Source organism: Clostridium sp. DSM 17811 (genome assembly GCF_018861905.1).
GTDB classification, from domain to species: Bacteria; Bacillota; Clostridia; order Clostridiales; family Clostridiaceae; genus Clostridium_AD; species Clostridium_AD frigoriphilum.
In genome coordinates, this window is the sequence record NZ_JAHLDU010000001.1 from 376,220 (window position 1) to 395,276 (window position 19,057).

Below are 19,057 nucleotides of genomic sequence, written 5' to 3' on the forward strand. Positions count from 1 at the left end.
ATATCATCATTTTTACTATTAAACATCTTTTCAGTAAAAAACCACAAAAATTCCTATTTCTATACTTAATTCTATAAAAGACACAAAACAATATTAAGATAATGGAGGTGGCGATGAATGTATTATGTACTTTAAAATTTAATAACACCATCTTCTATTTCAATTATTCTATCTGTTTTTTTCGCTATTCTATCATCGTGGGTTATTATTATAAAAGTGGTTCCAAGTTCTTTATTTATATCTCTAAATATATTATATATAACCTCAGAAGTTTTAGAATCCAAATTTCCCGTTGGCTCATCTGCAAGTATTATCTTAGGGCTGTTCATAAGGGCTCTTGCAATTGCCACCCTTTGTTGCTCTCCACCCGACAAATCATAAACTTTATTTTTCTTAACCCTTGGAAGTCCCACAAGTTCCAAAAATTCTTTTGCTTTTTCAGAAGTTTTTCTACCGCAAAATATGTTTCTTATAGATCTAGGCATAATGACATTCTCGATAGCATTAAACTCTGGCAATAAATGATGAAATTGAAACACAAAACCTATTTCACGGTTTCGAATAGCAGCTAAAGCCCTTCTACTCATCTTATCTATTCTTCTGCCTTCCAATTCAACTTGTCCACTTGTAGGCCTATCAAGCATTCCTATTATATTTAATAAGGTCGTTTTACCACTACCTGATGCACCTATAATAGAATTAAAAGAGCCTTTATCAATAGATAAATTTATATTGTTTAATACCTGTGTTTTCACTCTTTTTCCATAAATTTTATTAATATCTTTAAGTTCTATAATGCTATCCATTTTTTATAACCTCCACAGGCGTTAATTTAAAAGATTTTAAAGCCGGAAAAAATGCCGCTGAAGTTGATGCTATTATATCAATAATACATAATTTAATTATGAAATTATAATTAACAATTATATTAACTATAGGTTTTCCATCAACTGATGACACTATATATCTATTAAAACCTTTTACATACAAATAGGTTAACCCCACACCAATGATTGTACCAATTACCCCTAAAATAAAAGCTTGAATTAAAAATATAAGAGCAGCAGAACCATCTTTTATTCCCATAGCCTTTAAAATACCTATTTGTTTGTATTTCTGAACAACACTTATACTCATTATACTTATTATACTTAAAACAGCAGCAATCATTACACTAAGTTGAATTATTAGGCTACATACTTTTTCACCCATTATAGCGCTTACTAATAACTTGTTTTGATCTTTCCAATTTTCTATTACTAAATTTTTATCATTTAACCTTTTTTTTAGATTATTTGCAATAATGTCTGCATTATAAGGATCACTCGTAGTTAATTGCATAGATGTTGCAGCATCACCAATCCCCGCCAAATTCTGAGCAGTTTTAAAATTCGTAATAACTAAAATTTTATTAATTTTTATTGTATCAAAATCATAAAATCCTACGGCTTTTATGACCATTTTTCGATTATCAGATGTTATTATATTAATGTTATCATTTATTTTTAACCCTAATTTTTCACTAAGTTCCTTACCAATCAATGCTTCTCCAGAATATTTTACAGTTCTTCCTTTATAAATTTTATCTTTGATATTATATAATGACTCCAAATCTTTAGATACAAATCCACTAATTTGTATAGGCTCCGTCATATTTCTAATGTTAAGGGATGCATTATATCCAACTACTGGCGCCACCGATGTTATCCTACTATCCAGCTTTTTAATTTTATCTACCTTGACCTGATAATCCTTTATTATATTATTTTTAGGACTGATCGTTATATGAGTTGAATTCCCCACGACTTTATCAAGTAAAGAGGTTTCTAGCCCTGCACTTAGTATCCCAACAAATACTTGTACCGAAATTCCTATGGCAATTCCTAAAACTATTACTAATGTTTGAATCTTACTGTTTATTAAGAATCTCCAGGCTATTTTTAGTGCTGTAAACATACCCTCTAGCCTCCGCTTGTTTTTTATTATAAAATTTTATCACAATTTAACAGTTTTCAATAAATATAGACTTCTACCATTTATTCTATCACATAATGTCATATCTCTCTATAAATATACAATTAACCGACTAAACCATAAATTTCTATTTTTTGTTATTATAAATACATAGAAAGTGATTAAATAGTAATATATAAAACCAAAGATAATTAGCACCATTTCGCTAGTTATCTTTGGCTTTTTTCAATTGTTCTAGATTATTCAAACTTGAATTTAGTGAAATGTTTTTTTACGGTATAATTGCAAAAATGAAACTATATTGATAAGGTAACCGTTATATAAGTATAGGCATTAAAAGGTTATACATTTTCACTCATTTTAATAGAAGAGGACGTGTTCTTTATGAAATATATAATTTTTGCAATAATATTAACTATTGCGTATGTTTTACTGTGCGGCTTAATGAAAGCAGCTAGTAAAACAACCCCCTCAATGCCGGATATCAAACATAATGAAGATAGAAATAATTAAACTAGGTTTTTCATCTATAATTAGGTTAGCGTATTTTTTTATGATTCATCGATTACAAATCACACATTTTTCGCCATTACCATGATCCGTACATGTTTTCACTCCTGAACCAATAGATTTAACTTTAGGACATGTTCCGAAATAATCATGTGCTGTGAATACAATTTTTATATCCATTTTATTCGCAGCGGATATAAACTCTTCATCTAAGTTCACCACTGTATGAATATGTATGATATTAACCTCGATAGCTTTTAAGAAATCAGTATAAATATTAAAGCCCATATGTCTAAGTGATACTTTAGAATCATGTTCTCCACTGAGTAATGTAGCAGAAATCGGATTATTTATTTCATATACTTTTATATTGTTAAAGGATTTATTCTTTTTAATTTTTAATTCTCTATCTATTGAAATATTTCCTGGATATACTAATGAAACTTCATTACCATTAGCTACTTGGCGTACCATAATATTTTCTGGCTGCTTCGCTAATCCCCCTGTGTTAACCGGAGGCAATCCAAGTGCATAATGCAAAATTTTAATCACACTCACCTCCTATATTAATAAAAAAGCAGATCATCATTTTGCGTTCTTATGACAATTATGTAATAATTCGCCACATTCCCTACGTATTCCTTCTGATTCTCCTTTAATTATAACATTAATTGCTATGGATGTCGTAATACTAAAAAAACTAACAAAATCTACCTTTTTCCATTTATATAAATTCTTATACCTTAACAAAAAAGATAGAATATGCTTTACATTAGCATATTCTATTTTTTTATTCATAAGTTTAGAAACTATTTATCCTCAAAGGAATCATGATTAACTTATTTTAAATATTCATGAATTGCTTCTTGCCAAGTTCTAGTTATATCTCCTGTTGTAAGTTCTAACATATAATTTCTAAGCACTGAGTACTCTGGCCTTTTTGCCGGACGTGGGAATTCATCACTTGTACACGGTAAAACCGTCGTCATTATACTCTTAATTCTAAAAATTTCTTTAGTGAACTCATACCATGTACATTCACCTTTGCAGGTGCAATGAAATAGTCCATAATTTTTTTGCTCTACAAGTTTAATTATAGTTCTAGCTAAATCAACTGTACTTGTAGGTGTTCCTTTTTGGTCATTAACCACTTTTAATGTGGTATTAGTTTTACTTAAATTTATCATAGTCTTTACAAAGTTGTTTCCATCTCCATAAAGCCATGCTGTTCTAACTATGTAGTGTTTAGGATTATGATTTTTAACTAATATTTCTCCCTCGAGCTTAGTTTTTCCATAAATAGTCAAAGGACCTATTTTGTCAAATTCCGTTAGTGGCTTATCTATATTGCCACCAAAAACATAGTCTGTTGAAACTTGGACAATTTCTGCGCCAATTTCATTTGCAGCTATTGCTAAGTTTTTAGGTCCTATTGCATTTATCTTATATGCCATATCTATTTCCGTCTCACACTTGTCCACAGCTGTAAGTGCAGCACAATTTATAATAACATCTGGTTTATTTTTATTTACGAAACTATATACTTCATTAATATTCGATATATCTAGATCTGACCTTCTCGTAAGTATTAAATCAATCGTCTTTTTCTCTTTATATTGATTAGCTAATTCTCGACCAAGTTGCCCATTAGCTCCCGTAATTAGTATCTTCATATTTAATTCTCCTCTTAAAGCTTATTCTTATATAAATTATACCTTACTTTAATAATTAATTGAGGAAATTCTAAAGAATAAAAGATTATTAACGATAAGTTAATATATTATTTTAAATGAATTTTTACCAATAATATTTTATACAATATAAAATTCATTTTTAATACCTTAAGATAAAACTTTTTACAGAAAATAGCAAACTTATTGAAAAGTAAGGACGCAAAGCTATAGGGCCTTATGAGAGTATGGTAGCCTAGCCACCAAATTAAGAGGAGTGATTTATTATGTTTAAAAACAATATGAAAAAAAGTATTACAATATTAATAATGTTAATTTCCTTATCAACCACTAGTCCATTTCTAAATACTACAAATGCCATAGGTGTTACAACTTCTGCTGGTATATCTGAGTCAACAAGTAATCCTACTATAATAGATGTTACAACTTATAAATTGGATATAACAGGCGTAACCGATACCTCAATCCAGTTTCAACAAATGATAGATTCATTACCAAGTGGAAGTACAATACAATTACCAGCAGGCACGTATAAATTGTCGAACATTGTTAAGTTAAAGGATAATTTACATATTATCGCCTCTAATGATGTTATAATTAAGGGGACTGGTTATAACACTTTATTCTCCACAGGTAATTCTAATAGTTTCGAGGGTATAGAATTCCAAAATTGTGCAACTGCTTTAAGTGTTTTTCAGAAAACTGGATTTAATATTACAAACTGCAGATTTACAAATAACATTAATTATGTTGCAATTAATTTCTACGGAAGTCACAATTCAACAGTTAAAGATTCATATTTCTACAACATCCACAAATACGGAATTTTAATTGATAGCGATAGTTCTGATATTAAAATCGATAACAATAATTTTGATAACCCTTTAGTTTTTGATGGCTATAGCGTAGAACAGATAAGTGGGCATGTTTATTGTCTAAATGGAACTAGAATTTTCGTGACAAACAATATTATAAAAAATAGCGGTGGGCAAGGTATTATATTTGGTTATAATTCAACAACAGGAAAAGGTACAACAAGTTCCGTCGCATTTAATAATCGTTGCATAGGTAATGGTCAAGAAGGCGTTACTACATATGGCGGAAGCAAGAAGGTTTCTAATGGAAACTCTATTGTTAGTAATACATCTATAAATAACAGATTTAATCAAATTGAAGTATGGCAATCTGATAATAATACTGTTCAAGGCAATACAGTAGAAGAATCCATATTTGGTCGTGGAAGTTTAGGATCTATTTGCCTTTTTGGTACCACCGGAACAACTGTTACGGATAACAACATATTATCGTCTCAAAGTAATGGAATAGCAATAATTGCGGGTAGCTTAAATTGCAACATATCAAACAATTTTATAGCTGATACAAATAGGCAAAATTTTGCTAAAACTCCTGAGAAAGGTAACGGAATATTACTTGATTGGAATGGAGTAGCTGATCCTCAATATATAACAATCGCTAATAATACAATTAGCTCAAGTAATGGAATTATTGCTAAAAGTGGTGTTTACTCAACTTCCAATACTAATCATCATAACAAAATAAATAGCAACATAATAACAGGTTATCAATATGGAGTTCACTGGTATGCCCTAGCAACTTGTGAAAAATAGATTGACATTATAACCTCCCCACCGACATAAGAGGAGTGAATTAATATCTTAAATAATAACATAAGAAAAAGTATAGCTGTTACCATAATATTAACTGCTTTATTAAATGGTACTTCCTTTTTAACTACTACAAAAGCTGACACTGTGACGGCTAATTCAACTAATGTTCTTGCAACAATAGATGCTCAAAAATATAATTTGGATAAAACGGGAATATCAGATACCTCTGCTTCATTTCAAAAAATGATAGATTCGTATCCAAAAGGTAGCACTATTAATTTACCAAAGGGTATATATAAGATATCTGACATTGTTAATTTGAAAGATGGGATGAGTTTAATTGCAGGTAGTGACGTTGTAATAGCGGGCACTGGTAAAAACACTTTATTCACTACAGGTAATGATAACACTTTTAAGGGTATAGAGTTTCAAAATTGCTCTATCGCTTTAAGGGTGTTATATGTAAAAGGAATTAATATAACAAACTGCAGATTCACAAATAATATTACTTATGCAGCAATTGATATTTATGGGAGTAGTGATTGCACTATTACTAATTCTTATTTCTATAATATAAACAAATATGGGATTAAAATAGATAACAATAGTTCTAATATTACTATAGATAAAAATTATTTTGATAACCCTAAGGTTTTTGGTGGATATACCGATTCACAAATAAGTGGACATGTTTACTGCTTAAGTGGAAGCAAAATCAATGTGACAAACAATATTTTGAAAAATAGCGGTGGTCAAGGCATAATATTCGGTTACAGTTCAACCTTAGGTAAGGGTACAACTAACTGCATAGCACGTAATAATACTTGTACCGGAAATGGTCAAGAAGGTATCACAATTTATGGAGGCGTTAAGAAACTCTCAAGTGGAAATTCTATTATAGGCAATACCTCTAAAAATAACAGATATAATCAAATAGAAGTATGGCAATCTGATAATAACACTATAAGTGGCAATACAGTTGAAGAATCAATAGCTGGGCGTGGTAATCTAGGCGCAATATGTCTGTTTACTACGACTGGGACAACTGTTACTGAAAATACAGTACTATCTGCTCAAAATAATGGTATAGATATAACTGCTGGAAGTTTATATAGCACTATAACAAACAATAGTATAGCAAATACAAACTTAAACAATAATATTACTGCTCCCCAAAAAGGTAATGCAATATTACTTGACTCAGCTGGAATATCACAGCCACAATATACAACAATTAGAAATAATAAAATTAGTTCGAGTATAGGCATTATTCCTAAGAGTGGTATCTATTCAACTTCTAATAGTAATAAGTACAACAAAATAGATAGTAACTCTATAATAGGTTACAAATCTGGATTTCATTCTTATGCTAAAATGACTTGTGGAATGTAACAACCTCTCCTTAGGATCTACTAAACAAAGGATAAAAGCTATAATATTTGTAGACTTTATCCTTTGTTTTTATTTATAATTCACTCCGGAATATTGGATTGAATTACTCCTGGGCGGCTGGGCATACTAAACTATGCTCCTACTAAAGTAATTTTAATATTATAGAAAATTTACTAATATGAAAATAAAGGGTGGATATATGAAATTTTTAAAAAATAAAACAGTCATAATTATTATAATAGTCTCCTTTGCATTTCTCATAGGGACATTTGTAGTAATTAACAAAACGAAAGATCTTTCACTTCATAACATCAATAAGAATGATATAAAAAAATACTCATTAGACATAACTGGAGCTACGGACACAACAGCCGCATTTCAGAAAATGATAAATTCATACCCAAGTGGAAGTACACTAAAGTTACCAGAAGGTAAATATAGTCTTCACGGTAGTGTAAAACTTCCAGATGGAATAAGATTACTTTCAAAAAATAAAGCAGTATTCATTGGTACTGGCAAAAATACTTTATTTCTTGCAGGAAATGACAACAGTTTTCAAGGTATAGAGTTTCAAAATTGCTCTACCGCAATAAACGTTGATTTGAAAAAAGGACTAAATGTAACTGAATGTAAATTTACAAACAAAATTGATTATGTTGCATTAAATATATCTGCAAGTAGCAACTGTAATATTACAAATTCTTATTTCAATGATATTCGTAAATATGGGGTTAAAATAGATAACGATAGTTCTAATATTACAATCGATAAGAATAATTTTGATAATGACAAAGTTTTTGGTGGTTATCAAAAGGAACAAATAAGTGGCCATATTTACTGCTTAAATGGAAACAAAATCTCCGTGACAAACAATGTGTTAAAAAATAGCGGCGGACAAGGAGTGATATTCGGTTTTAATTCAACAACTGGAAAAGGTACAACAAACTCTGTAGCAAGTGGTAATACATGCATCGGTAATGGTCAGGAAGGCCTCACTATTTATGGTGGAGACAAGAAAGTTACAAGTGGAAATTCTCTTATAGGAAATGTTTCTAAAAATAATAGATTTAATCAAATAGAAGTATGGCAAACTAAAAATAACATTGTTAAAAACAATACAGTAGAAGAATCTATCAAAGGTGTTGGCAATCTAGGAGCAATATGTTTGTATGAAACATCAAATACAACTGCTACTGGAAACAAAGTGTTATCAGCACAAAAGAATGGTATTGATATAACTGCTGGAAGCTCTAATAACACTGTATCTAATAATATTATAAATAATACAAATGGCGAAAATGATAATAAAGCTCCTGAGAAAGGTAATGGAATATTGCTGGACTCAAATGGAAAAGCTCAGCCTCAACATATAACAATTAAGGATAATAAGATTAGCTCAAATAATGGAATAATATCCAAGAGTGGTATATATTCAACTTCTAATACAGATCAGCACAACACGATAGATAACAATACAATAAAAGGTTACAAAATTGGACTTCATGAGTATGCTAAAATGACAATTGGAAAATAAAAGGGTACCACCATTCCTGTTGCTTCTATCTTAGTCGTAAATACAGAATAATTGGAATTTCTCCGGAAGTGACTTGCAATAAGAAGCACAGAAACAATTGAAATTGCATTTAGAATTCTTTTTTTGCTAATATAAACTTCTCGTAAGACTGCCAGGATGCATAACAATTAATAATTGTTATGTGCCCCATAGAACTACCCAGAGGTCCAGTCTAGCGAAGCCGAGACAGGACGTCGAGTGTGAGCACGTAACAATTGATAATTGTTACGCCCCCCAGAGAGCTACCCAGAGGATAGAGAATTTTATATTTTCAAAAGATTAGAATTCCTTAATGCAATTTCACGTTTCAAGCTCATATTGCAAGTCACACAGGAGAAATACAAAGGAAAAGAGATAATCTATGAGATTATCTCTTTCCTTATGCCTAAATTATCTTCTAATTCTATCTTATCAGGTGTCCACCTGCTTAGTATTAATCCATATATAATCCAATTTAATGGGTTTGTAAAATAACCACCGTAAATCTGATATAAGAAACTAAATAACAGAAGGTTTGCGAGTAACATATTTTTTTTGATACCTACGTTAATCGCGAGTAGTGTGAGTAATAAAACTAAATATATTATCCCAAATAAACCACCCTCTGCAATAAAATACGGATATGATGCTGCTACTACTGCTGTCATTCCAGTAGATTTAAAGATTTTCCTAGTATTGTCGGTATTAAGATTTCCAAAACCTACTCCGATGCCTTCTGTCTTAGTTATTGCTGTAGATGTGAATTCCTGAGTGACATTTACTCTGTAACTGTTGGAAGAATCTTTTCCATTTAACGTATCCACTGTTCTCATATACATTGACGATTTCGTTACTACGAACAATATTGTTATTATGGTAAAGACCATTATTAATCCATATCCAACTAAAATGTTTTTAAAATTCAGTTTTGTTATAATTATAATAAATGATATGAATATTATGGTGGAAAATAACATTACTGATGATCCGTAAGCTCCAGATAATGCTAATAGGCCTAAACAATCTATCATATAGACTATATATTTAGCTTGCACCTTATGAGTTTTTTCTTTAATAATTAAATACATTAATATAAGGATTATTATAGATAAGTGAAAACCTAGCTCACTAGGTTCTATGTAAAATAAATTTAGTCTTACAAGATTATATTTATTTATAGTATCATGAAGCCTCCATAAATAATCATTTTGTTTTAGAACAATCGCTATAGGTGTAAGTATTAAGTAGATTCTACAAATATAATCAATAAACTTTTTAATCTTAAAGTCATGAATTTTTCTCGATACCAAAATCATTAAAGAAATGCATATAGTAATTTTAGAAATATTAACCAAAAGTTTTTGCATTTCTACATTTTGTATTACCATTCCTTGAATGATCCCATAAATCACAATCGGTAAAGCACATATTATTAAGAGTGAAATATCTCTCTTTTTTTTAAATATAACAAAGACAATGCCGAGCATCCCCAATGCATAAAACAGATCTAAATTACCGGTTAATGTTTTACTAACAAAAGGTAAATTGGCAAACATCTGATGAAAGCAATACAATAATGCCATTAATATTTCCATTTATTTCTCCTATTCTTTAATCAGACCTGAGTACAATTCCATTATATCCGATGCATGTTTTTCCATTGTATAAATACTTGCTAGATTTAGTATATTATTATTAATATACGATAGTTTTTCTCTATCCTCTATTATAGCTCCTAAATTTTTATATAATTCATCCTCGTCGGCTTTTATTACTATGCCAGTAGTTCCGGATTTTACCATATCTTTAAACCCTACAAGATCAGTTAAAATTACAGGTACGGCATAAGAAAATGCCTCAAGTGCTATATATCCAAATGTCTCATACCAGATGCTTGGAACTATCAATACATCTGTATTCTTAAATAATTCCTCAAGGTCAGAATAAACATAGGTACCCTTTATCTTTACTTTCCCCATAAACTCATCTATATTTATATTTACATTCTTTCCATAAACATTCAAATTCCATTTGCTAATATTATCTTTAAGTAGTTGTCTAAGCACATCTAATAGAAAATATAACCCTTTATACTTCTCTATCGACCCGATATATGTTATTTTTAATGGTTCTTTGCTATTACTATGTTTTTTCATTCTATTATCCTTTATATTTGAATGAGAAATATTAAGAACTGTACTATTTACATTGTTTATATATCTCTCATATGTATTCTTTGCCACACTGCTATTATAATGAATAAAATCGATATTATTAAGTATATCAATAGAATTTTTCCTAAATCTAACATATCCAGTAGCCGAAGGATTATTTTTATTGTTTTTTTCTTCATTTGCAAGTTCAGTTTCAGTTAATTCATGATTTTTTTTAATAATTAATTTCTGCTTATAAGCTCTTAGCTTTTTTATAATACTACTATTTTTTAAATATCTATAAGTTCTTGACTGCATAAAAAATACCAAGGAATTACTGTATCCATTTCTATTACATGTTATGCAGTTCTCTCCATTATTATATTCCTCGCATATTTCCCCTTGCAAATCAATAAGATTGACTTTAGGGCATATACCAAAATAATCATGAGAAGTAAATATGGTTTTTATATTTAATTTCTTTGCAGCTGCTACAAGCTCTTTATCTAAACCCATCAGTGTATGGATATGTAAAACTTTTACTTTTAATTTTTTCAAGAAATCTATATATACACTTATATCTCTATCTTTAAAATATGTCTCTGGACTTGGTATTCCGCTAAGTAGTGGAATATCAATTGGGTTTAGTATTTCATATACTTTAACACCCTTAAATGACTTATTCTCATCAATTCGTAATTTTTTATCAATCGTGAAATGACCAGGATATAATATTGTAACGTTATTACCACCTGCAACTTGTTCTAACATAAGATCTACAGAATATTTAGTTAATCCTCCAGTCCGTAGTGGAGGTAATCCAAGAGAATAATGCAATATTTTAATAAGTCGACGCCTCCTTAAACTTATAAAAAAAGCTCTTCGTAATCATGAACAATCTTGTCCCAAGAGTAAGAATCTTTTATTCTGTTTGTAGCTCTTGTAGACATAGCTACAATCTCATTTTCTGTTAATTTTTCTGCTTTGCTTATTAAAGAAGCTAAATTACCATCTTCATCACTAAAATACATAGCTCCGTTTTTCCCAACTTCTTTATTAAAATTAACATCTAAAAGCAGATTAATATCCGTACTCGATAAGGCTTCAAGAAGTGAAGGATTCGTTCCTCCCACTGAATGTCCATGAATATATGCAAATGCTTCTTCTCTTATCTTTTTTAGAAGTTCATTATCATAAACAGTTCCTACAAATTTTATTCGCGTGTCGCTAGTAAAGTTCGTAGCCTTCAGCAATCTTTCATAAAATTTATTTTTCTCCACATTTGTAATTATAACAAGATCCTTATTAACATCCGATTTCATAAACTCTCTTATCATAGTTTCATAACTGTTCTCTGGTACAAACCTGCCAACAATTAAGTAATATTCTTTCCTTTTTATTAAAAAATCGTCAAAAAAGTTTGTTATACCATCATCCTTCTCCATTAGCTTAGATCTTCCAATTTCCGCTCCATAAGCTATAAATGTAGTATTAGGCTTGTACATATCATAATCTGTATTTATGTAATCCTCTATACCTCTTGAATCACATATTAGTAAATCTGCATGTTTTACCATCAGTTTCTCAGAAAACTTCCAATAATTCCTCACAGGCACACTCCATTTACTACGTTTCCATTCATGTCCATCAGGATTTATATAAAGCTTTATTCCCAAATCCTTGAGTTGTTTCTTGTAAAATGATATAAATGGACCAATACGACAAGCAAGAATAAGAACAATTGAATTAGATAATTTCTTTTCCTTAATATACTTTATTGATTTGCTTAAAGCTTGCAAATCATAAAGTACTGCTTTCGCACTACCTATGTCTTTTACATTAACATTAAAACATCTTGCTTTATTATAATAAAACTCTTCTTCCTTAACATTTAGGCAAGCCACATGATACATGATATCCTGCTTTTTTTTATAAAGAGTTAATTTATCTACGAAAGTCTCGAATCCACCATAATTAGATGGTATTCCTTTAGAACCTATAATGAATACATCTGTCATTTGTTTACACCTCTATTTTTGTTTTATAAAATTATCTTTAGTCCGTTCCATTTAGAAATACACCTATAATATTAGCATGCACTTTTTGAAGAATTTCTTTAGCCGTGTGGGCAGATTTTCTTTCTGTTTTCCCTGATTTAACAACAAGAACACATCCATCAGTATATCTTGATAAAACCTCAGCATCAGCACCTATTGTGATCGGAGGTGTATCAATAATGATATAATCATAATCTTTCTTTAATGAAATTATAAATTCATTAAATCTCGACGATACAAAAAGTTCAGCATAATTTAATGTTGATGCACCAGAAGTCAGTATAGATAAATTCTTTATCTCCGTAGTCTTAACTACTTTTTCAAACAATACATCCCCGGATAAATAATTCACAAGTCCTTTATCGTTTGTTAAGCCAAACATGTTGTGTATATTTGGTTTTTTCAGATCACAATCAACAATTATAGTTTTTTTACCACTTTTTGCAAGTAATAGTGAAAGATATGATGTTGTAGTTGATCTACCTTCGCTACTTTCTGCACTTGTTATCATAATAACCTTTTTTTCACTATCCGCGTTTAAGAGCTGAATATTTGCTTTTAGTCCGTTAAATGCTTTTAAATTAATTGCGTCTAAATTAAGATACTCTGCATATTTTGTTTCTCCCATTAAATACATCTCCCTTCTAATTAATATTAAATATCCGATTTATTTCTTTTTGGTAAATTTCCGAGAACATGTAGACCTAAATATTTCTCCACATCATCTTTGGTCCTAATCTTTTCATCAAAGAACCCTATAAATGTTACAATAAATACCGAAAGGAACAATCCAAGTAAAAACGCTAATATTACGTTCATAGATTTAAATTTATTATTTATAAGATCGCTCTGTCCCGAATTCTCCATTATTTTCATCACCTGCGAAGGATATATTCTCTTTACTTCTCTTGAATAGGATGTTATAACAGCGTTTGCTATAGCTATAGACTGCTTTTGTGATTCTCCACTAGCTGTAATTGTAAGTATCGGAGCATCAGCTGATACAGTAACCTCATAACTCTTTTGCAACTTTAAAACTGGTACAGAACCTTTTAATAATAAGCTAGCGTTCTTTGGTATAGTACTAGAGTTTGCGATTTGCTCAAATGTAGGACTTAAACTTTTTGCATTAACTATATCTTCTTTATTTCCTATTACAACGCTTGTTATTGTTTGATACATTGGTTTAGAATTTTTCATAGAATAATAGCTAAGTAAAGTCGCTGTTAATGTTGCTAGTATTGTTACAAGCAATATAATCCATTTTCCTCTTTTTAGAACATTTATAAATTCTTTATATCCTTTTGTAGTTTCATTATTCATTATAATACCTCCATGGTAATTGTTCTTTTTATGATATTGTTTTATTAATTTTAGATCTATAGACCTTTTATATTGTTATATACCAATTTGATCCTTACTAAAAACAATATCAATTCAACATTTCTTGATTTCATAGACTTAACAAGTAATTTATGGAATTTACCAATCACCTTGGAATCATCCAAATTCTTTCTAACTTCTTCATTATCTAATAAGTTTAATATTTCTTGGCTTTTACTTCTTAAAGTTGATTTTTGCTCTATTTTACTTTCCAAATTCAAAAAACTTCTAGAGTAAGTTATCTTATAAAAATACTCAATTATACGATAAGTAAAATGAGTTGCTTGGTACTCCCTAGCATCCTTGCTATATTTACCCCATTCTTTAAGTTTATCTACGATAGTATCATTTTCGCTCATTACAATATCCAAATAATTATCACAGTATTTAAGCCATACTGGATTTGCATTTTCAATTCTGTAATTATATAAAGCTTCTGTAATGACTATGCATTTGTCTATATGCTGATAATAGTTAGCATTAAATATTGTGTCTTCTCCACGTTTATAATTCTCAAACTTCAAATTGTATCTTTTAATAATCTCTGATTTGTAAATTTTATTCCATAGAGTATCACCAATTTCTTCTTCTCTAAGTAGTATATAATTTGACAAAATTTCATCTTTCGTTTTAAAATTTTGTTTCTTTGGTAATACAGTAGTTTTTCTGATAATTTCTCCATTCTTATCTACAAAAACATTGGTTTGACCTGATATAACTAGATCCACATCATCATTTTTTATACTTTCATACATTTTCTCAAATAAATTGATCTCATACCAATCGTCACAATCTAAAAATATAATATATTTACCAATGGATTCATCTATTCCCCTATTTCTAGCAGCCCAGGTTCCTCCATTTTTTTTACTAATTAATTTGATTCTAGAATCAATCTTTGCATATTCGTTGCACATTTCCTTACTGTTATCAGTAGATCCATCATCTATTATTATTAATTCAAAATCTTTAAATGTTTGATTTATTATCATCTCTAAACACTCTTTGATATATTTTGCTCCATTATAAATCGGAACTATAATACTTATCTTCACCATACTAACACTCCTTAATAATGACCTTCGGTGCTTTTAATCATAACCTTTAATTATACAAAATTCTATTGGTAATAATAGCAATGTTTTTTACTTCATAACATTTTTAATCTTGTACAATAGAGGGAAAATAAGGCCATACGTTTTTGTTTTTATAAGCAATATATTAACTTTATCTTTAAATGTTAGCTTACTATTCCTTATTATTTCTGAAATTTGTAAATTATCTATCTCTTTTGATACTATCTCTTTAAACTCAACGTAATATTTCTTATCTCCAGTTTCAGAGCTTTGTATAAAGTATTTATTATGTATAGCCCATAAAGTTTTTATCAAATAAACTTTATAATAATCGATTAACTCACCATAAATAAGCGGGTTCTTTGTTATAAAATCTCTCATTATATAACATCCGTCTATCATATCTTTCATTGATTTAATTGAAAATGTTCTTGTAAGTGATAACTCTCTTTGCCTATAATAATAAAGTGGTTCTATCATTGAATAAATCCTATTTGCGTTTGCAAGTAATAAAAATCCAACTGGAGTATCCTCACATACTACAAAATCCGGAAATGAAATTTTATTTTCAAAAAAAAGTTCTCTTTTATGCAGCTTATTCCAAACATAACCCTTGATATCATTTAACAAAAACATCTTAAGGGCCTCACCTTTATCTAAAAAACCTTCTTTATCAATTCCTTCTATTTTCTTATAATTAGAATGCTGCGCAATTTGTCCTTCTTTATACAATATGTAATTACAAATAACTATGTCAATATTTCCATTAGTAGCTGTTTTATACATTTTCTCAAACATATCAAGCTCTACAAAATCATCACTATCAACAAATGCTATGTATTCACCCCTTGCTGCTTTGAGCCCAGCATTTCGAGTTTCACTAATACCACTATTCTTTTTATTTATAATAACTAATTCAGGAAATTTCTTTTTATATTCTTTAAGTATTTCATAACAATTATCTGTAGAGCCATCATTTATTACAATAATCTCTTTATTATCAATAGTTTGATTAATAACGCTATCTAAACATTTTGGCAAAAATTCCTCTACATTGTAAACAGGTATTATAATACTGACATCAACTCTATCCAAAAAACATTCCCCCTAGTTAGCCTTCTTTATATACATTAGTTTCTTAACTTTATGAAAAATGATATCCTTAAGTAAAATTCGTAAATATTTTGAGCGCATACAGCTTGTTAATATTAAATAAATTCTATAAATCTGATTTTTATTCTTATATAGTTTTGATTTAGTAAGCCCTTCTAATGCTAGACTATATCTTTTTTCTTGATGTACATTAATTTTAATATTTGAAAGTTCTTCTACTTTCTCATTTTCATGCCCGTATTTCACTCTATCTTTATACATCTTAACAACGTGTTTTGAGTATAAGAGCTGTTGAAGAGAATTACTTTTGGATATTCCACTCTTGCGAATCCTATATCTAACTAAAAACTCATTAGTATTACCAAGTTTAAATCCATTAGTTATAAGTCTTAATAGGAAGTCATAATCCTCTGCACATGTAATTTCTCTATAACCTTCATTTTTATCTATACATTCTTTTCTAAAAAACCAGGTTGGATGATTAATAAAATCTACATTTAGAAGGCAACTCTTTATTAATTTCATATCCACTGGCATAATTTCATCTCTATATAATTCTTTTCCATCCTCATCTATATTAATACATCTAGCACCCATAAAATCCACATCTAGATGACTCTTTAGATATTCAATTTGTTTGTCAATTCTACTCACTAGTGATATATCATCTGCATCCATTCTTGCTATAAAATCACCCTTTACATATGTTAAAGCTTTATTTAAGCTCCTAACTAATCCAATGTTTTTTTCGTTTTTGAAGAATCGTATTCTAGCATCTTTTTTGTTGTAAAATTTAATTATGTTCTCTAACTTTTTATTACTAGGATTGTCTAAAATAATAATAAATTCTAAACTTCTATAACTTTGATTTAGGATTGATTCTATTGCTTCCATTAACCATTTTTCTTTTTCGTTATATACACTCATAATTACAGACACTAATTGTTGTTTATTAACTTCCATTAAAACACCTCATTAAATATTTTGTCTAAAACTCCTAGTGATTTAAATTTATTGTTTAATCCGACCTTTGCTTAGGACTGATATGAAGATTTTCTTCTCATATTTATTAAATCCCATAATCCAAAAAACTATGAAATATATTATCGTGAATAGAATACCAAACATCAAAATTGAAATATACGATGTCAAACTAAACAGAGATAAAGCTAAGAATCCTAAACCAAATGTTATACTAGTTGGAATTACTAATTTTAATATGTTCATCCAAAAGTATTTTATATCTAGCTTTATAACAAATTTATAATATATATTGTTTGCCACGGCATTTATGATCATCCCTATTGCTGTACCAATTGCACATCCAAGTCCTTGATATTTTTGAACTAGTACTATTGATAAAAGTATATTTATGATGGCAATAGATAAGTATATGTATGCCTTCACTCTATGTTTATTCATTGCTTCGAGCATTGTCGCAAAAAGTGATTGGATAATTGAAAATATTTGAGGGAACATCAGTATTATTGCAATGACATAACAAAATGAGTATCCTGTCCCTACCCAACGCACAATAAATTGTTTCCCTACTAAAACAAAACCTACAAAAATATAACTACATATGTAATATTGAATTCTACCTATTTTTGTTAATAATCTCATTAGATCATTTCTGTTTTCCTCGACTGTTACCATCTTTGTAAGCTTTGGTAAAAACATACTTGATAAAACATTAGATAATGATAAAAAATATGTATTAAATTGTGATGAAACTGCGTATATAGCAATTGGTGCTGCTCCAACAAAAATTGCCAGTATTAGTTGATCTGAATTCCAATATATTTGATATGCTATTGCACTAAGGAACACAAAAAATGAGTAATTAAATATCTCGGCAAATAGTGCTTTATCAAATCCTGCAAATTTTATTTTTAATTTTAATATCTTAAAACAATATATAACGTTAACTAGTCCAAGCAAGATATTAAAGACCGTTGATCCTATAACCATTCCAAACGCTCTAGATCCAAATAACAATACAGTTATCATAATTGCAGGGTTCAAGATTGTTCTTAATAGATTGATTATTTTTATATACACAAATTTTTCATGTGCCGTTATTATTGAATTAAATATACTTAAAGGAAATGATAATGATATGTTAACTATAGCGACCATAAACATTTGCTTTGTTCTATTGATCTCATCAGGACTTAAACTCTTACTCATTATTTTTCCTAAGTTGAAATAGATTATTATTCCGACGATCATGGATATCAAACCCAAAATCAGATACAATGATAAAAACATTCCGTTTACTTTTTTTCGTCCATCCTCATTTTTCTCTACCATATATTTAGAATTATATCTAATAACGGCATTTCCAAATCCTAAATCTAGAAGATAAATATAAGCTACTATTGAATTTACTAAAGAAAATAATCCATATTCAGCTTTTCCAAGTTTGCTTAACATAAACGGTGTATACATCAATGAAATTACATTCCCAATTATTATAGTTATATATGTTATAATTACAGCTTTTTTCATACCGTTTTTCAAATCTT

General features: G+C 29.2%; 16 protein-coding genes and 1 riboswitch. Of the genes, 3 read left to right on the top strand and 13 right to left on the bottom strand.

Translation table 11 applies throughout. The annotated features are described in order from the left end of the window. Positions 1–131: 131 nt before the first annotated feature. From KPL44_RS01775 to rfbD, 4 genes are all read right to left on the bottom strand, one after another. Positions 132–806 (bottom strand): ABC transporter ATP-binding protein, encoded by a 675-nt coding sequence (locus KPL44_RS01775; protein ID WP_253201577.1) that lies wholly within the window; start codon positions 804–806, stop codon positions 132–134. After that, positions 799–1,956: an ABC transporter permease gene (locus tag KPL44_RS01780; protein WP_216246845.1), complete on the bottom strand. Its 1,158-nt coding sequence runs from the start codon at positions 1,954–1,956 to the stop codon at positions 799–801. The genes KPL44_RS01775 and KPL44_RS01780 overlap by 8 nt, the downstream gene beginning before the upstream one ends. A gap of 576 nt (positions 1,957–2,532) precedes the next feature. Next, positions 2,533–3,036, bottom strand: a complete 504-nt coding sequence (locus tag KPL44_RS25990) for a hypothetical protein (RefSeq protein WP_216246846.1) — start codon at positions 3,034–3,036, stop codon at positions 2,533–2,535. A 287-nt stretch (positions 3,037–3,323) separates the two neighbouring features. Continuing rightward, positions 3,324–4,157 (bottom strand): dTDP-4-dehydrorhamnose reductase, encoded by an 834-nt coding sequence (gene rfbD / locus KPL44_RS01790; protein WP_216246847.1) that lies wholly within the window; start codon positions 4,155–4,157, stop codon positions 3,324–3,326. Positions 4,158–4,341: 184 nt separating this feature from the next. Further along, positions 4,342–4,422: riboswitch (cyclic di-GMP riboswitch) on the top strand. Between the two features lie 19 nt (positions 4,423–4,441). Here rfbD and KPL44_RS01795 point away from each other — a divergent pair. From KPL44_RS01795 to KPL44_RS01805, 3 genes are all read left to right on the top strand, one after another. Continuing rightward, the gene (locus tag KPL44_RS01795) at positions 4,442–5,803 is read left to right on the top strand and encodes a right-handed parallel beta-helix repeat-containing protein (protein WP_216246848.1); all 1,362 of its coding nucleotides are present in this window, start codon (positions 4,442–4,444) and stop codon (positions 5,801–5,803) included. 144 nt (positions 5,804–5,947) lie between these two features. Then, the gene (locus KPL44_RS01800) at positions 5,948–7,195 is read left to right on the top strand and encodes a right-handed parallel beta-helix repeat-containing protein (RefSeq protein WP_216246850.1); all 1,248 of its coding nucleotides are present in this window, start codon (positions 5,948–5,950) and stop codon (positions 7,193–7,195) included. A gap of 199 nt (positions 7,196–7,394) precedes the next feature. Next, positions 7,395–8,729: a right-handed parallel beta-helix repeat-containing protein gene (locus KPL44_RS01805; RefSeq protein WP_216246852.1), complete on the top strand. Its 1,335-nt coding sequence runs from the start codon at positions 7,395–7,397 to the stop codon at positions 8,727–8,729. 398 nt (positions 8,730–9,127) lie between these two features. Here the strand turns inward: KPL44_RS01805 and KPL44_RS01810 are convergent, their stop codons facing one another. From KPL44_RS01810 to KPL44_RS01850, 9 genes are all read right to left on the bottom strand, one after another. Continuing rightward, a complete protein-coding gene (locus KPL44_RS01810; RefSeq protein WP_216246853.1) occupies positions 9,128–10,342 on the bottom strand; it encodes a hypothetical protein in 1,215 nt (404 codons plus the stop codon). Positions 10,343–10,351: 9 nt separating this feature from the next. Then, positions 10,352–11,671 (bottom strand): glycosyltransferase, encoded by a 1,320-nt coding sequence (locus tag KPL44_RS01815; RefSeq protein WP_216246854.1) that lies wholly within the window; start codon positions 11,669–11,671, stop codon positions 10,352–10,354. 95 nt (positions 11,672–11,766) lie between these two features. After that, the gene (cps2T, locus tag KPL44_RS01820) at positions 11,767–12,918 is read right to left on the bottom strand and encodes a beta 1-4 rhamnosyltransferase Cps2T (protein ID WP_216246855.1); all 1,152 of its coding nucleotides are present in this window, start codon (positions 12,916–12,918) and stop codon (positions 11,767–11,769) included. 37 nt (positions 12,919–12,955) lie between these two features. Beyond that, positions 12,956–13,585: a CpsD/CapB family tyrosine-protein kinase gene (locus KPL44_RS01825; RefSeq protein WP_216246857.1), complete on the bottom strand. Its 630-nt coding sequence runs from the start codon at positions 13,583–13,585 to the stop codon at positions 12,956–12,958. 26 nt (positions 13,586–13,611) lie between these two features. Then, on the bottom strand, positions 13,612–14,280 hold the full coding sequence (locus tag KPL44_RS01830; protein WP_216246859.1) for a YveK family protein: 669 nt from the start codon (positions 14,278–14,280) through the stop codon (positions 13,612–13,614). 56 nt (positions 14,281–14,336) lie between these two features. Then, positions 14,337–15,398 carry a glycosyltransferase family 2 protein gene (locus tag KPL44_RS01835; protein ID WP_216246861.1) on the bottom strand — a complete coding sequence of 354 codons (1,062 nt, stop codon included), beginning with the start codon at positions 15,396–15,398 and terminating at the stop codon, positions 14,337–14,339. A gap of 87 nt (positions 15,399–15,485) precedes the next feature. Next, positions 15,486–16,511, bottom strand: coding sequence for a glycosyltransferase (locus KPL44_RS01840; protein ID WP_216246863.1), 1,026 nt, complete (start codon positions 16,509–16,511; stop codon positions 15,486–15,488). A 12-nt stretch (positions 16,512–16,523) separates the two neighbouring features. Continuing rightward, on the bottom strand, positions 16,524–17,492 hold the full coding sequence (locus tag KPL44_RS01845) for a glycosyltransferase (protein ID WP_216246865.1): 969 nt from the start codon (positions 17,490–17,492) through the stop codon (positions 16,524–16,526). A gap of 48 nt (positions 17,493–17,540) precedes the next feature. Beyond that, a complete protein-coding gene (locus KPL44_RS01850) occupies positions 17,541–19,052 on the bottom strand; it encodes an oligosaccharide flippase family protein (RefSeq protein ID WP_216246867.1) in 1,512 nt (503 codons plus the stop codon). Between the last annotated feature and the right edge of the window lie 5 nt (positions 19,053–19,057).

Bases quoted from the DNA above. Each gene is read 5' to 3' on its own strand.
- KPL44_RS01775 (WP_253201577.1), bottom strand. From the start codon at position 806: ATGGATAGCATTATAGAACTTAAAGATATTAATAAAATTTATGGAAAA.
- KPL44_RS01780 (WP_216246845.1), bottom strand. From the start codon at position 1,956: ATGTTTACAGCACTAAAAATAGCCTGGAGATTCTTAATAAACAGTAAG.
- rfbD (WP_216246847.1), bottom strand. From the start codon at position 4,157: ATGAAGATACTAATTACGGGAGCTAATGGGCAACTTGGTCGAGAATTA.
- KPL44_RS01795 (WP_216246848.1), top strand. From the start codon at position 4,442: ATGTTTAAAAACAATATGAAAAAAAGTATTACAATATTAATAATGTTA.
- KPL44_RS01805 (WP_216246852.1), top strand. From the start codon at position 7,395: ATGAAATTTTTAAAAAATAAAACAGTCATAATTATTATAATAGTCTCC.
- KPL44_RS01810 (WP_216246853.1), bottom strand. From the start codon at position 10,342: ATGGAAATATTAATGGCATTATTGTATTGCTTTCATCAGATGTTTGCC.
- KPL44_RS01815 (WP_216246854.1), bottom strand. From the start codon at position 11,671: ATGTTAGAACAAGTTGCAGGTGGTAATAACGTTACAATATTATATCCT.
- cps2T (WP_216246855.1), bottom strand. From the start codon at position 12,918: ATGACAGATGTATTCATTATAGGTTCTAAAGGAATACCATCTAATTAT.
- KPL44_RS01825 (WP_216246857.1), bottom strand. From the start codon at position 13,585: ATGGGAGAAACAAAATATGCAGAGTATCTTAATTTAGACGCAATTAAT.
- KPL44_RS01830 (WP_216246859.1), bottom strand. From the start codon at position 14,280: ATGAATAATGAAACTACAAAAGGATATAAAGAATTTATAAATGTTCTA.
- KPL44_RS01835 (WP_216246861.1), bottom strand. From the start codon at position 15,398: ATGGTGAAGATAAGTATTATAGTTCCGATTTATAATGGAGCAAAATAT.
- KPL44_RS01845 (WP_216246865.1), bottom strand. From the start codon at position 17,492: ATGGAAGTTAATAAACAACAATTAGTGTCTGTAATTATGAGTGTATAT.